The organism is Clostridium sp. 1001271st1 H5 (genome assembly GCF_005845215.1).
GTDB lineage: Bacteria > Bacillota > Clostridia > Lachnospirales > Lachnospiraceae > Enterocloster.
This window is the reverse complement of sequence record NZ_SPHO01000005.1, coordinates 276555-290320: the sequence shown is the minus strand read 5'-3', so window position 1 is coordinate 290320 and position 13766 is coordinate 276555. Positions and strand designations below refer to the sequence as shown.

The following is a 13766-nucleotide window of genomic DNA, read 5'->3' as shown; positions in this document are numbered from 1 at the left end:
CTTTAATCTGGATTCTGCGGCGCAATGTGCCAGTCGCTCCAGAGGTTGCCGCTCACCGTCACCGAATCGGTGAGGTTCATGGAGAGCATCCCGGCAGGCGTCCAGCAGTCGATTAACCAGGTATAGGGTGTATAGCTGCCGTCCGGATACCATATGGGCGTGAAATGGGTACGCCGGTTATAAGTGCTGTAGCGGTTTTCTTTGAATTCATGGGTCAAGTTGTAGCCGCCGCCCATCCGGTCAAGAAGCCGCCAGAATCCCTGGTACTGGAACTCCGGGAAATAGGTAACCGCATTCTGTGCCGCCGTAACCGCTGAACTTTGATTCGTGTTTACACGGGTGGTGACTTTTTCATTGATCCCATACCCTGATTTCAGGGTTCTGCCGCTGGCTGTTGGAGCCTTTTCGTCCGGTGCAATGTGCATGGAAGCGCTAAGGCTGGCGGAGTATCGGTCGAGATCGAACTTCCACCAGCCGTGGTCGCACCAATATCCGTCATCATCGTCATCGCCGCTGTGCCATACCCAATGCTCATACCACCATGGCCGCCACACACCCCAGTCTGCCGAAGTCGCCTGTGGGTTCTCCGGTAGCGATGGCCGGGCAAATCCATCGTTTCGGTCATCTGCATTGGGATCGGGCGGCGGATTTTCATCCAGATCCACAATGTTCACGTTGATGGTTCCTTTGCTCACCGAGCCGCCGCCATGGACGCGGACCGTGATAGTCATGGTCTGTGGCTCGTCCGGCGTCGTCCAGCGAATCCATGCGAGCTGGCTGTCGCCCTCCGGGTAATAGACGTTACTCACCCTATAGCTTCGGCCCGCCACGTGGAAGGTAACCGACACGGGGTGATCCGGATCGCTCTGGCCGCCGCTAACATCGACGGCCGTGATGACTTCGGTATTGGTGCGGTACTCATAATCAAAGGTGCTGACTTCCGGCGCTTCCGGTGGGACTTCATTGAACCGCACAATGCCAAGCCCAAGGCTGGACTTGATATCGGCATTGGATGCGGGAGAATTCCGGCTTCCCGCCCATGCCGGATAGCCAAGGTCCGCTGTTTCAAGGAACATGGACAACGGCAGATTCTGATGGGTTACCCCCTGCATCCGGGAGCGCAGGCCGCCGCTTAACTGCTCATCATACAGGGCCGCCTCGGTGGCTGTTGTGGCAATCATAACACCTTCAAATTTGTAATACGCGATGGGTTCAATCAGCAGACGGTATTCCCCATTTGTCAGCACCTCAAACTGCATCCCGGTAATTCCCGCGATGCTGCGTATCACCTGCTCATCCGTAAAATACCCTTTGATTTCTTCAATGCTGGACTGTCCCAGGCTCTTGGAGCTGATGATTTTGGGAAGGGCCTGGGCCGGTCTTGTATATGCGTAATTCCCCTGGACCGGATGGAGGGACATCCCGCCGTTGTAAGAAATCTTACTGACCTTGCCAAAATGGAACAGCGTGGCCGCAGGGGTCTTATTGGTCAAATCAATGGGTCTGGTTACCGGCTCCCTATCCGTTACACGGATTACCGTCACACGTACCCCCTCGTTTCCCGGTGACCATGAATTCTGGCTTGTTCCCTGTCCCATACTGCCGCCGCCATTATCAATATTCCCATCACCGACAGCATAGACCGGAACGGTAAACGCCAACGAGAGGAGCATGAGTAGCATCGGCAGCAACATTTTCTTTTTCACAGTATCCTCCTTCCACCACGAAAAAAGGCGCCACGTTTCTGTGATGCCTCTTTGTTCTGCACTTAGGTTTTTAATCCATATTGCCAATCTTGTTTCCATTTTCAAACATATCTTCCGCATAGTTTTCCTGATTCGACCCGCTGTTTTCAATGTATCCGAATCCGGGCAGGTAGGTTTTTCCGTCCTGCACATCCCCACCCTGCGGCTGATTCGGCGCGGATTCCGTTTCTGTCGGCTGGACAACTTCCTCATGTACCACCGGCACTGGCGGAGTCTCCACCTTAGTTCCATCCGGCTTCTGTGTAGCATCCTTTTTCACTTCCTGGCTCGGTTCTGCCGGTTTTGTGACCTCCGGCTGGATGCTCTGCTCCGTCTGGTCGGTCTGCGCCGGTCTGGTATCCACCGGCTGGCTGGATTCCGTGCTGTCTGCCGCCGTTTCCGTGTTCGGCTGGACGATTACCTTGGTTTCTTCTGTGACTGGTTCCTCTGGGGAGGTGGCAAGGCTGCTGGGATCGACTACGATTTCCACCACGCCGGGATTCTTCTCCGGAAGCGTATCCTCACCTACGGGAGTTTTGTTAAACTGAAGGCTGATAGCCGCGATCAGCCCGACACAGATTACCGCGCCGCCGCTGATGGCAAGATATTTTTTCGTTTTTTCACTTAATTTCATAAGGGATTCCTCCTTTTGGGGTAATGGTTTCTCTTGTTACGTCACAACATACTACATACTTTTTCAAAAGTCCAGCAACTTCCCTGTTTCTTCCCGAAGTTTTTTAGAATACTTCGATATAACCGGCCTGCACCTTCAAAGTGATGAACATGGAGGGCAGAAGCCTGCCGCCAAACCGTACCGGAACCTCCAGCCGGATGACGGCATCGGCCTCAAACCGCTGGGCATTTTCGGGGTCGGAGGGAGCCAGAGGCGCATTGCGGATGGTTACATCCAGACTGTCAATGGCATATTCCATCGCCCTGCCGGAGTCACCCGCATATTTAACGTGTCTGCCGCCGCTCCACTCCGTGCCGATGGTACTATCGAGATAAGTATAAATATCACTTTCACTGACCGCCGTTTCCCAGTCAGACTCCCCTGCCGGCAGATAGCTTCCCGAATAGCCCTCCCGCACTCCGTGGTACACACCGGCATAGTTGTCGTTTACCGTGGAAATGATGGCATCCTCCACAGCTTCCCTGACGCCTGCGGCAATGATCTGCAAGCGGAAATATTCACTCACGCCGCACAGAATCATCACCAGCGCCAGCGTGACGCCGATCACCAGAGGAAAGGACACGCCCCGCCGGTCTTTTAGGATCTGTTTGATTTTCTCAGCCAACTGCATCCTCCCCTCATTTCCAATAGACTTCTGATTTTCCTGCGGCCTGTGACCGCAGGGTAATGGGGAAGGAGCCGAACCCGCCGAACAGGCCGATGTTCCGGCGCAGCGTCAGGGTGACCGTCACTTCCTCGTTAAGCTGGATTCTGCCGCCCGTTGACCACGAGATATCCGGATCAATACCGGTCTTTTCCCGCAGAATGGCGGCGCGTCGGGAGGTTTCCGACCCGACCCGGCCCGTGACTTCGGCTTCCCGCACCAGTTCCGTGGCAAAAGTGTCAAGCTGCTGTTTTGCCACGAACACGGGCAGAATCCGGATTGCCAGCGCCAGCACCAGTACGGCGCACAGCACCAGCACAACAACATCAATATATCCCTCGGCCTGCCTGTCTTTCCAAACATTTTGAAGCCGCTTCAGCACATGACCACCTCCTGTCCCAATATCAGCGCTGCGGTTTTCTCCATCATCGGATACACACCGCCACGAACCACTTTGCCTGCCATATCTCTCACTATCATTTTAGCCCCTCCATCTGCGGCGTTTGAGTTCCCCCGGTTATCTCCATAATCCTCTGATTCAGCAGTCCTTCATAAATTGCCAGGGTATCATAGCAGTCCGTATGAAAATCAAATCCCTGGATTGTCGGATAGCGGGGGACCGCTACCTTTTCCAGGTTCATCTTCTTTATCTGATAGTCGTCATACTTCTTTAGCAGGTCAGAATAAAATTCCGGTTTACCCTCCTTTAAATAAGCGCACCTGACTTCCTCCTGCATTTGTTCAAAGGCTTCAAAAACAGTGCTGCAGTCATGCCTGGATTTGTAGGTATACAGTGTTGAAGCGGTTATTCCAAACTCTGCTGCAAACCGCGCGGCTGTTTTATAATTCTTCCCCCGAACCCGACAACCGGGAATATAATTTAAGTATTCCTCCCTTGGAATCCCAGCCTGCTCTTTTAAGTCAACCAGGAGCTGAAAGGCATCCAGAAACTGAAGTGGATTGCGCCTTGTCTGTTCCCTTACACACAGTTCAGAAAGTCCATAGGCCCGGCATAAATCCCGATGGCTTGGATATTCTTTCCCTTCATAATAAATTGTCCTCCGGTTTCCCGTGTTTTTTATCCCTCGCGTCAGGGCATCTTCCAATGTCAGCCCATACCTCAGTCTCTCATACACATTTCCCGGCTGGATATGATACTCCGCACACAAGTCCACAAAGTTTTCATATTGTTTTCCCCTGAAAATCACCGGTTCTTCTTCCAGCATGGTTTTGACGGCCTGTTCCAGTCCCGTGCCATCCCGCATCCTCCAGACTAATGCGGCGTACTTCAGCCCAAATTTCATGGCAACATCGCTGACGCCATAATAGCTCCGGCCCCAGAGTTCAATAGAAACGCCTTGCGATTCTACACATCTTTGCACCGCCTGGTCTATATCGTTGTTCCGGTAGTAAAAATGGCTGAGACGGGAATAGGATAGTCCGTATTCATCCGCCACCGACTTGACACTGGGGTAGAGGACTCCACGGAATTCAACCGGAGTCCTGTTAGCCCACAATTCACCCACACCGGTTTTAATCGCATCCTCAATGCTCCAGCCTCTCATTTCACGCTGAACAAATAAATTATAATCAATTCCAAATTCCTGACACAATTCTGTTTTAGACGGGTAGAGCTTCCCCTGATATTGAATTGGCTTTGAAGGCATACAGAACCCCCTCTCTTAAAACATCCCGCCAAGGCTGGTCACCGCCACATAGCAGATAATCGCCAGATAGGTCAGCAGGAAACACATCAGCATGGCAAAGGAGAATACCCGGATTTTTGGAGGGATCTTCTGCGCCTGCGCCTTTAACCGCTGCAGTTCCATCTGCTTGAAATCATGGGACAGCATCTGGAAATACACAGCGCTGTCGTCACCTCGCAGCACGCCGATCAGGCCGCGCACCACATCAGAGAGCATGGGCGAATTGAGTCTTGCCTCAAACCGGGTGAGCGCCGCTTCATAGTTGGAGGAGCGCATATCCGCCAGTAGGACGTCCAGTTCGCTGGTCAGGGCAGTCCCCGCGTTCTCTTTGAACCGTTCCAGCATCCCGATGACATTGCGGCTGGCCTTCAGTTCCTGCTCGATGGTGGCAACCAGACGGGGCAGTTCTCCCTCGATCTCGTCCCGCTTGGCTTTCAGTTTTTCATCGGCTTTCTGGCTCTCTTTGAAATAAATCAGAACCGCCAGGATTACGACAACAGGAGACAATAACGGCAGGAGAAACATACAAGGGACAATGCCCAAAAGGACAGCACCAGATTTGACAAAGGCATACGCCTGATAGACCTCCGGTGTCAGGTTCATGCCGCTGGCTTTCAGCACGTTGTTCATCCGACTGCGCTTATATTCATCCATCCGGATGTATTTTGCCAGCCGCACCGCCACGGTCATCAGGTAAGTTTCCACCGTTTTGGCTGCTTTCTTTTCCTGCTTCACCGTCCCCAGCATGGCTTTTGCCGCGCCTATGGTGGGGAGACGCAGCAGGGCTGCCGCCAGAAAGAACAGGCCGAGAGCTAAGAACAGCCCGAATAAAAACAAGAGTCCCGTCATGACATCACCTCCTGTACTCAATGGGACGGGTCAGCTTCACCACAAAGCCAGCCGAGATAAAGATGACCGCCGCCGTAATCGCCAGGATAATCTGCCCCAGCGGCGTGTGCATCAGCACATCATACCAGTCCTTATTTAACAGATACATCAGCGGGATGTTGCCCACCACAAAAATCACCATGATTAGAAATTCCTTGCGCGGCTCTGCAATCATGTACTCCAGCTCCGCGTTCACATTCCGCATATCCGACAGTTTCGCCACAATAGGCGTCAGGGTGGTTTTTAAGCTCCGGTCGTGCTGGCAGTCGCAGAGCGCGTCGCACCACTCCCGGAACACCTCGTTGTCAATCCGGCCCTGCATGGTTTTCAGTGCCGCCTCAATATCCGGATTCACCAGCTTAATCTGCATCAGAAAGTCCCGGAACACTTTAGAAACGGGCGGATTTAGATAGGCGGTATTTTCCTCCACGGCGGTCACGATGTCCTCGGTACGCAGGTAGGCGGTGGTAATCACGGACAGCGCCGTTTCCAGCTCGGCGGAGATATCCCGTTTATAGTGGCTGGCGGTCAGCTTCACATACCAGAACGGCAGGAACATAAAACCCGCCGCCATCACCGGAGCCAGAAAGAAGTTTCCCAGAAGGATGGCAAGGGAACCGCCCAGGCAGAACAGCGCCAGCGAAACCGCGCATACCAGTGAGAAACGCTTCCCGCGTCCGGTCATTTCAAGGACGGTCTGCGCCTCCGTGATTTCCCGGCGAAACGGGCCGGGCTTCTTCCGATTGGTAGAGGTTTTGATGTCCTCCCGGATGCTGTGCTTTGGCCGGAGCAAAAAGGCAAACAGCCCGTCCGTAAATTCCACTGGTTTTAAGCCCAGCAGTAAAAATCCACCGACAATCAGTCCGGCACAGGCTAATAATTGAATGGCTGTCATGCGGTTTTTTCCTCCTTTCTGATATCAGAAATCCGGCAGAGCTGTGTCAATATTTCCTGCGGCATCCCGTTTTCCATCAGGCGGCGGGCGAGGCTGTCCGAGATGGGGTTTACCTGCTTATGCTCGCCGGTGACAATGAATTTTCCGTTCTCCACCCGGTTTTCCGTAATCTGGTACTGGAACAGCGGCCGGAAGTTCCTTGTGCCGTCCGGCAGGATTTCACACTCCATAATCTCCATCAGGCGGCGATCTTTGTTTTCAAGCTGCTTGCAGAAGGCTACGATGGGGTAGGCTTCCGTCACAAATCCCATCAGCGTTTCATCGCTCATGTCCACGGCACGCTTGCACAGGGAAACCATACGGCGGTAGGTGGCATCACAGCTCATGGAATGGATGGTGGTGACCACGGCCACACCGGTTCTGGCGGCTTCCTGCGCCGCGTTGGCCTCCGGTCCGCGCATCTCGCCCACCACAATCACATCGGGGTTAAAACGAAGCGCCATGTCTAACAGGGCAATCTGATCCACCCGCTGGCGCTCATTCTCACTGTCGCGGGTCAGAGTATGGATGACGGAGTTTTTCACACGTCCCTCCGCGTCCCGGCGCACCAGCGCCAGCTCACGGGAGCCGTTTTCAATGCTGTAGATACGCTTGCTGTCCGGGATGGTGGTTAAGAGCCAGCCAAGCAGAGTTGTCTTACCAGAGGAAGTCGCCCCGGCCACACAGACGGAAATGCCGTAGCGGATGCACTCAGACAGAAAGTCCAGCATCTGGCCGGTGGCAGTGCCGCCATTCACAAAGTCCTCTTTCTTCATGCTCTGCGGATTCACGATTCTTATGGATGCCGCCACGCCCACATCCTCATCCACAATGGGCGATTTCAGCACAGCGATACGGATGTTCTTGGAGAGGTGTCCGAGGACGCTGGGGCTGGCATCGTCCAATACCATGCCGGACACATGGAGCATCCGGCGCACTACGTTGATGGCGTGCTCCGGGCTGTCGAAGTGTTCCGTGAGTTTCCTTGTGACACCGCCCGAATACTGCACTTCCACATCGTCCCATGCGTTGACGTCGATCTCCTCAATACCCTCGCCGTAAACATATTTAGTCAGGAAACCGAACTCCGCCATCTCGGAATAGATTCCGTCAATCAGCTCATCGGTGGTCATTCCCTCAACCGCAATCCGGTGATCCAGAATGTACTTGCCCGCAAATCGCCGAATCTGCGCCTTGACTTCCTCGCTGCCATCGCCGGTGACCAGACTGCTGTACTCTTTGGAAAGATATGTCTGCACCTCCCGCAGCACAGAGGTAAAATCCCGGCTGCTGTCCTCCGCGGTAAAGAACAGGTCATGGGTGCGCAGCGTTCGGGCCGTCTTGCGCTGCGGGGAAAGGCTTTGCATCTCATCAGCAGGCGGTTCTTCCTCCGCAGCCGTTTTCTCATCTGCTGTCATGCCAGGATTCGGCACATCAGATACGGATTCTTCTTCCCGCACCTTCCAGGCGCTGTCCCCCACAGGATAGTCCGGGCCAAACTGCAGATCATCAAATTTGTTCGGCTGTTCCGATACCGGTTTGTGACCTGCAGCAGGCTCTGATTCAAGGGGCATCCCGGACACTTTTTCTTCTGGAACACTTTGTACGGAATCCCCATGGAATGCGGCTCTGTTCCGTTTTTCTCCTAACATCCGAACACCTCCCTTGTGATGGATTCGATGGTCTTGCGGTAGCCCCGGCTGTCCTTCAGGCTCAGTTCCTTAAACAGATTCCCCTCCAGCACCTGCGCCGCCACTTCCTCTGAATGGGGGAGCTGGAACGTCACGCTGCCAAGCACCTGCTCAATGTGGTCGCTGGCTTCATTGGGTCGCACGTTGCTGGCCACCTTATACTGTTTTTCCGCATCCCATTTGTTTTCCCGAAGGAGCGGAAGCTGGCTGGACAGATAGCTGATGGATTTTAAGTCGCAGTTCACCAGCCGCAGCACCGCGTCAGACTCCATCAGAGCAATGGCCGAGAGGATGTCGTTGGCGATATAGCTGCCGCAGTCAATTACAATATAGGGCGCGATATTCCGCAGGCAGTTTAAGAGTCCCTCGGCCTGCTGGCGTTCATAGGGCGGATAGGTATATTCGTTTTCCCCCTTCCGCATTCCAATCAGTGTTAAGTGCCTGAATTTCTTATGTGTGATACAGTTATGTTTCACCAAGGATTCCGACACATGGCTGGCGGCGAGGATACTGCCAAGGGAATGTTCTTCCTCCAGTTCCGTGGGTGGACAGATACAGGGGAGCATGGGGGTGTTCATATCACATAACAGCAGAGCCACATCCCGGTGCTGCTGTGCCAGCCGCGCCGCCAGCTTGACCGCCGTGGTGGTCTTTCCGGAGCCGGGACTGCCCCAGACGGCCAGCATCTGGTTTTCGTTCTCCGGCTCCATATCGGCTGCATCCTCACCGTCTTTCCGGCTGAAAATGCTGTTTTTCAGAAAGTTCACGGTCACTCCACCTCGCTTTCCGGCGTATCGGCGGGTCCGGAACCCTCGTTTCCCGTAGATTCAGAACTGCCATTTTCTCCAGCTTTTTCCGACGCGTTTTCTTCCGCTTCTTCAGCGGGCGGATACAGTTCCAGCAGCACAGACTCCTGCGCCGTAATAAATGCGGCGGCGTTGGCCTGATTACCGCGATAGACAAGGGAAAGATGCAGCTTGCCGTCCGCTTCCAGCTCGGCGAGAACCTTTGACTGCTCCGGGGTGACCAGCAGCGTGACCGTTCCAGGCAGTTCCTTTTCCGAATCCCCCTCTGCCCGATCGCCGGTATTGGCGTCATATCCGCTGTTGGCCGTGACCGCAATCACCTCCACATACTGCAATTCGGAGGGGATAACGGTCGCCCCCTGTTTCCTGTAATCCGGAGCAATGACCGATACGATATCGCCGCTCTGCAGCTTGCCGGAGAGACCGTTGGCAAAGGCTTTCACTGATACGGAGATGGCCTGCTTTTCCCCGTTCAGGTTATAGAGATAGGCATTTTCGGCCGCAGGTTCATCTGCAATCTTGGATGCGATGATATAATCGCCGGGGACGAGGTCGGCAGACGCAAACTTGCCGATGGCGGTATCGAAATCTTTTACCACGTCGTCCGGCAGGTTATAGCCTCCCACCTCCACGGTTTTTACCTTGTCTGCAGTGATTTCCTCGCCCACCTTTACCGGCTTCACCACCCGGACGATTTCAGTTTTTTCGCTGATGCTCTGATTAAAAAGCGGTGTGACTGCAAAACAGATAATCAGCGACAATACAATGCAGAGCACACCAATCACGGTTCTATTTTTCACAAATTGCATTCTGTTTTCCTCCCGGAGTTAAATACTTTGATTTTGGTATCCTGTCTGGGTCTGAACCTGCTCCGCCATCTGCATCTGATCCACGATTTGACTCAAAGTGCATAATGGTTCCTCATCAAAGAAGCGCATCTTTTGTAGGCCCATGGATTCTTTCCCTCCAAACGGTAACGGCCTGGCGGAAAGGATGGCTCCGACACAGCCGGTTTCCACCGGCTCCCTGGAAATAAAGTTGTTCTCGGCGTCATCCGGTACTCCCGTGCCATAAAGATCGTAGCAATAAAGCCCTTCCGGAACCGTGCTGTGATCCAGGGCGGCTCCGGTTCCCCATAGTTCCATTCCATTTAATTCAGACCGCTCATAATACCACGCTGAAGCATCTGTTCGTTGTTCCATTTGATTCTCCCTCTATCATGGCGGGCCTTTTTTAAGCCCGCCCGTACTGTTTACTGCGCCGAATACGTTCTGTGGCAACGGCGATACCAAAAGGCTGCCAGCGCGGCAACGGGAACAGCGGTGCAGATGGCAATGATTGTTTTCTTCTTCATAGGATTAGTCCTCCAATTTTCATAAAATAGCCGGCGGCAGCGCCAGCCGCGAGAAACGGCCCCACGGGAAAGGCCATTTTTTCTTTCTGCCCGCGAAGCCGTCCGATACAGGTACAGGTAATTCCAAAGACCGTGAAAGCAGTTAACCCCAGCATGGAAGCGGCCAGGCTGGCGGGCAGTCCCAGCACAAGGCCGGTGGACGCCGCCAGCTTGATATCCCCGCCTCCGATGCTGTGTCCACCGCCAAAAAACAGGGCAATCACAAGGTACGGCAGCGCACCAAGAATGCCCAGCAGATTTCCCGGTGAAAAGCACAGGAATGTCGATGCCGCGATGGCAACCTGCAGGCTGTCAGGGATTTCCCGGCTGCGGATATCACAAAAGGACACCGCCAACAGCAGAAGGAGAAATAATCCTGCCTGTACCGGAATCAGCACCGGGAAAAATGCCGCCGTGGCCTCCGCCAACAGGGCTGCCGGATTATCCGGCATAGTTGAACATTTCCTGAATACGGCGGGTCAGGGTGGGCAGTACGGTGTCATTGAACAGGGCATAGAGACCTGCCAGCAGCAAAGCGCCCAGCACTACGCAGAGGAGGATCTTGATGGCTTTTCTGAACCTTGGATGTACACGATAGAGAAAATCTCCGGTTAGGTAGTGCCAGTAATTTGCTTGATAAATTGATTTCGTCATTTCATTTTCCTCGCTTTCCTGTTTTGTATATATAAAAAACACGACTGAATTTTTAGGTTCAATCGTGTTTCTTATCAATTATTTATTTTTTTATTAAATCGAAAAATATAATTGGGATATTACAAACGTCACATACAAAATGTAATATCGTTTTCACACTCCCTTTGACTTGTCTATAATTATTAAACAGTTCTTGTAAGTCATCCTCATTGATTGGAACATCTTTCAATTCATATTCCATTAGCGAAAAATCTAAAATTCTTAATATATCAAAATAATTCAAAGGGTTATTGGTTATCCGATTTACTAAATCAATAAGTTTATTGCAATACTCAGGAGCATTAAGTCCCACATTCAGATCTAGCTGCATTGGTTTAAAATCAGGTATTTGTTGTTTTACCAGACCAATAGCCATTTTATATGTTGCATCGACAAGTTCCGCTCTCTTTTTAGCAGATATTTCACCAGATATCATTCCATCATTTATCATAACCTTTTTGTCTACATCCGATAAATAATATACCTCTCTACAGATATTCAAGGTTGCTAATGTAAACAGTGAAATCAATTCATACATTGCCCATTTTATTATATATTTTTCATCTTCTTTGGCCAATTCATGAAAGTCATATAATTGTTTCAACCCTGTTATACATTTTTTTATCCTTGCATAATAATCAAATACCCAATAATTACTTTCGATGAACTGTGCAATATTTTTTAAATCTCTCCCGTTATAGGCGACAGTCTTCTTGAGCTTATTAATATTATCATATTGTGTATTATAATCCCAAGAGCCTCTCCAATCATTTTCCGCTATACCAAAGTCTTTTTCTAGTTTAGATATAGTATCATTATCTAAAACTAATATTCCACTTCGTCTGGCAAACTGTTTTGTGTTTATCCTTACACCACTTTTTACAAAAATAACATCGTCAATTTTTACAGATGTCCTTATTCCCTTTATCCATGAAATTCTTTCCAGTGGCTTAGCTTTTCCTGATTTACAATCTGCCCAGATTCTTTTAACCGAAAAATCTTTATGAATATATGTGCCATATGCATCTAAATCTGTTATCTCATCAGCTAAATCATCTGCAGATGTCTTCATTATTATCCCTCTTTTCGTAAAATATCCCATAAAAAAGAGTAATCTCTGCAATCTAAATTCTAATAAAGCTCCTTTGCTTACTTTTCTTACATTTTTTACTTTATTTGTATCCTCAAAAAAACTCATTTGTTGACCTTGAACAGTCTCCTTTTCCATGAATGCACCTCTCTGCCTATTTAAATCAATTCATCTCTAAGCACTTTATTTAGATAATCTTGTGCTTCGCGAACCGGTTCTGGCACCACTCCCATTTTAATTCTTGCTTCTTCTGGAGAAATAAAGTTACCAACTGTAGAAGCAATGCCATAATTCTCATCATTGTCTGTTATTTTTATATTATATTCTTTAGACTCAATGATTCTTAAAGCTTCTATTGCAACATCCTTCTTTAACAATTCCATACAATATCCCGTTCTTGTTCTTCCAAATGAGTTAGTTTTACTACCCATAGATACTTTTACAATACCTCTTTTTTCAAGCAAAATATAATCCGAACCATTTGCTGAGTGTGGACCTACTTTTTGATTATTAATTAGTGCTCTAAGAAATTTTTCAGGTTCCTGTATCGTACTGTATTCTGTATAATTTTCTCCAAATCTTATAGAAGCTAATAACAATTTTACATCATCAAGAATATCATTATTTACTGAATCTGTCTTTAATAAATCTGGTGTAAATTCAAATTCTTTTTCTAAACCTCTCGTAGAAGAAATTATGGCAGGATTTAATATTCCTGTTTTTTTCGCTAACAGCAAAAGATTCTTATCTATAGGCGGCAATTTCTCTAAAGGAACTCCTTGGCTATTTTGTATTATTTCTATCATCTGTTTCATGCTCTGTTTTTCTTCCAACTCAAGAGAAGCTATTGCTGCCGCTATCTTTTTGTGATTTCTTCCCCATATGTATTCATTACTTATTATTGGATCATTTGTCTTTGTTAAATTGACTTTCTGTATCAACTGGAATTGTTCTTGTATCGCTAACGCAATATTAATATCTTGTTCAGAATATCCCTCTTTAATCAGTTTATCGATCAACTCTCTTTGATAATAGGGAAGTTTTCTAGTTTCTTCCATTGTCGCAATTGCTATGCGTTCAATCTTGCTAGGTTTTTGATTCTCAAATACTTCTCCAGTAATTTCCAAAACATTATCCGAGTCAAAAATATATTCCGCAACTCCAGTAATTTCTCCCGTTATATCCCTTATAACCTCAATTTTATCGGTGGCCTTCTCAATAGCAGGCAAAATTATTTTATGCAACATGCTTTTTCTAATTCCTACACTACCTGCCATTTTTTCAACTTTTTTGATATATTCTAAAGTCCCATTCCCTCTAATTGTTCCTATAAATCGTCCTGCCTTTCCAGCAATATCCAGATTTTCGACTTCATCTAAGTTTTGACTTTCATCTTTATAATTTTTTAAATGTTTTTCCGCTGCTACTGACCAATATCCCTCTTTAATAGTTTCCTTATTATCCATGATTTATCACCTCGAAC

The 13766-nt window shown here is 49.6% G+C and carries 15 protein-coding genes; all 15 read right to left on the bottom strand.

Features of this window, described 5'->3' with window-relative positions:
- Window positions 1–2 precede the first annotated feature (2 nt).
- Entirely contained in the window at window positions 3–1682 is a 1680-nt protein-coding gene (locus FGS84_RS10035; protein WP_243110910.1) for a hypothetical protein, read from the bottom strand.
- 94 nt (window positions 1683–1776) lie between these two features.
- Entirely contained in the window at window positions 1777–2379 is a 603-nt protein-coding gene (locus FGS84_RS10030) for a DUF6550 family protein (protein ID WP_002595359.1), read from the bottom strand.
- Between the two features lie 103 nt (window positions 2380–2482).
- Window positions 2483–3049 (bottom strand): hypothetical protein, encoded by a 567-nt coding sequence (locus FGS84_RS10025; RefSeq protein ID WP_002595358.1) that lies wholly within the window; start codon window positions 3047–3049, stop codon window positions 2483–2485.
- 7 nt (window positions 3050–3056) lie between these two features.
- The gene (locus FGS84_RS10020) at window positions 3057–3461 is read right to left on the bottom strand and encodes a DUF4320 family protein (protein ID WP_038292858.1); all 405 of its coding nucleotides are present in this window, start codon (window positions 3459–3461) and stop codon (window positions 3057–3059) included.
- 97 nt (window positions 3462–3558) lie between these two features.
- Entirely contained in the window at window positions 3559–4749 is a 1191-nt protein-coding gene (locus tag FGS84_RS10015) for a hypothetical protein (RefSeq protein WP_002595355.1), read from the bottom strand.
- A 15-nt stretch (window positions 4750–4764) separates the two neighbouring features.
- Window positions 4765–5637, bottom strand: a complete 873-nt coding sequence (locus FGS84_RS10010) for a hypothetical protein (protein ID WP_002595354.1) — start codon at window positions 5635–5637, stop codon at window positions 4765–4767.
- 4 nt (window positions 5638–5641) lie between these two features.
- Entirely contained in the window at window positions 5642–6571 is a 930-nt protein-coding gene (locus tag FGS84_RS10005) for a hypothetical protein (RefSeq protein WP_138307999.1), read from the bottom strand.
- A complete protein-coding gene (locus FGS84_RS10000) occupies window positions 6568–8262 on the bottom strand; it encodes an ATPase, T2SS/T4P/T4SS family (RefSeq protein ID WP_118077225.1) in 1695 nt (564 codons plus the stop codon). The genes FGS84_RS10005 and FGS84_RS10000 overlap by 4 nt, the downstream gene beginning before the upstream one ends.
- Window positions 8256–9068, bottom strand: coding sequence for an AAA family ATPase (locus tag FGS84_RS09995; protein WP_118077224.1), 813 nt, complete (start codon window positions 9066–9068; stop codon window positions 8256–8258). The genes FGS84_RS10000 and FGS84_RS09995 overlap by 7 nt, the downstream gene beginning before the upstream one ends.
- Before the next feature lie 2 nt (window positions 9069–9070).
- Window positions 9071–9916, bottom strand: coding sequence for a Flp pilus assembly protein CpaB (gene cpaB, locus FGS84_RS09990; protein WP_002595350.1), 846 nt, complete (start codon window positions 9914–9916; stop codon window positions 9071–9073).
- A gap of 18 nt (window positions 9917–9934) precedes the next feature.
- Window positions 9935–10309: an LPD28 domain-containing protein gene (locus tag FGS84_RS09985; RefSeq protein WP_138307997.1), complete on the bottom strand. Its 375-nt coding sequence runs from the start codon at window positions 10307–10309 to the stop codon at window positions 9935–9937.
- A gap of 148 nt (window positions 10310–10457) precedes the next feature.
- Window positions 10458–10952: a prepilin peptidase gene (locus tag FGS84_RS09980; protein WP_138307995.1), complete on the bottom strand. Its 495-nt coding sequence runs from the start codon at window positions 10950–10952 to the stop codon at window positions 10458–10460.
- A complete protein-coding gene (locus FGS84_RS09975; protein ID WP_138307993.1) occupies window positions 10942–11154 on the bottom strand; it encodes a DUF6133 family protein in 213 nt (70 codons plus the stop codon). The genes FGS84_RS09980 and FGS84_RS09975 overlap by 11 nt, the downstream gene beginning before the upstream one ends.
- 82 nt (window positions 11155–11236) lie before the next feature.
- Complete coding sequence (locus FGS84_RS09970; RefSeq protein ID WP_138307991.1) at window positions 11237–12421, bottom strand: hypothetical protein; 1185 nt, start codon at window positions 12419–12421, stop codon at window positions 11237–11239.
- A 20-nt stretch (window positions 12422–12441) separates the two neighbouring features.
- Complete coding sequence (locus FGS84_RS09965) at window positions 12442–13749, bottom strand: hypothetical protein (RefSeq protein WP_138307989.1); 1308 nt, start codon at window positions 13747–13749, stop codon at window positions 12442–12444.
- Window positions 13750–13766: the final 17 nt, after the last annotated feature.

Excerpts from the sequence above, each read along its gene's own strand:
- FGS84_RS10035 (WP_243110910.1), bottom strand. The coding sequence starts at position 1,682 with ATGCTACTCATGCTCCTCTCGTTGGCGTTTACCGTTCCGGTCTATGCT.
- FGS84_RS10030 (WP_002595359.1), bottom strand. The coding sequence starts at position 2,379 with ATGAAATTAAGTGAAAAAACGAAAAAATATCTTGCCATCAGCGGCGGC.
- FGS84_RS10025 (WP_002595358.1), bottom strand. The coding sequence starts at position 3,049 with ATGCAGTTGGCTGAGAAAATCAAACAGATCCTAAAAGACCGGCGGGGC.
- FGS84_RS10015 (WP_002595355.1), bottom strand. The coding sequence starts at position 4,749 with ATGCCTTCAAAGCCAATTCAATATCAGGGGAAGCTCTACCCGTCTAAA.
- FGS84_RS10010 (WP_002595354.1), bottom strand. The coding sequence starts at position 5,637 with ATGACGGGACTCTTGTTTTTATTCGGGCTGTTCTTAGCTCTCGGCCTG.
- FGS84_RS10005 (WP_138307999.1), bottom strand. The coding sequence starts at position 6,571 with ATGACAGCCATTCAATTATTAGCCTGTGCCGGACTGATTGTCGGTGGA.
- FGS84_RS10000 (WP_118077225.1), bottom strand. The coding sequence starts at position 8,262 with ATGTTAGGAGAAAAACGGAACAGAGCCGCATTCCATGGGGATTCCGTA.
- cpaB (WP_002595350.1), bottom strand. The coding sequence starts at position 9,916 with ATGCAATTTGTGAAAAATAGAACCGTGATTGGTGTGCTCTGCATTGTA.
- FGS84_RS09985 (WP_138307997.1), bottom strand. The coding sequence starts at position 10,309 with ATGGAACAACGAACAGATGCTTCAGCGTGGTATTATGAGCGGTCTGAA.
- FGS84_RS09980 (WP_138307995.1), bottom strand. The coding sequence starts at position 10,952 with ATGCCGGATAATCCGGCAGCCCTGTTGGCGGAGGCCACGGCGGCATTT.
- FGS84_RS09975 (WP_138307993.1), bottom strand. The coding sequence starts at position 11,154 with ATGACGAAATCAATTTATCAAGCAAATTACTGGCACTACCTAACCGGA.
- FGS84_RS09970 (WP_138307991.1), bottom strand. The coding sequence starts at position 12,421 with ATGGAAAAGGAGACTGTTCAAGGTCAACAAATGAGTTTTTTTGAGGAT.
- FGS84_RS09965 (WP_138307989.1), bottom strand. The coding sequence starts at position 13,749 with ATGGATAATAAGGAAACTATTAAAGAGGGATATTGGTCAGTAGCAGCG.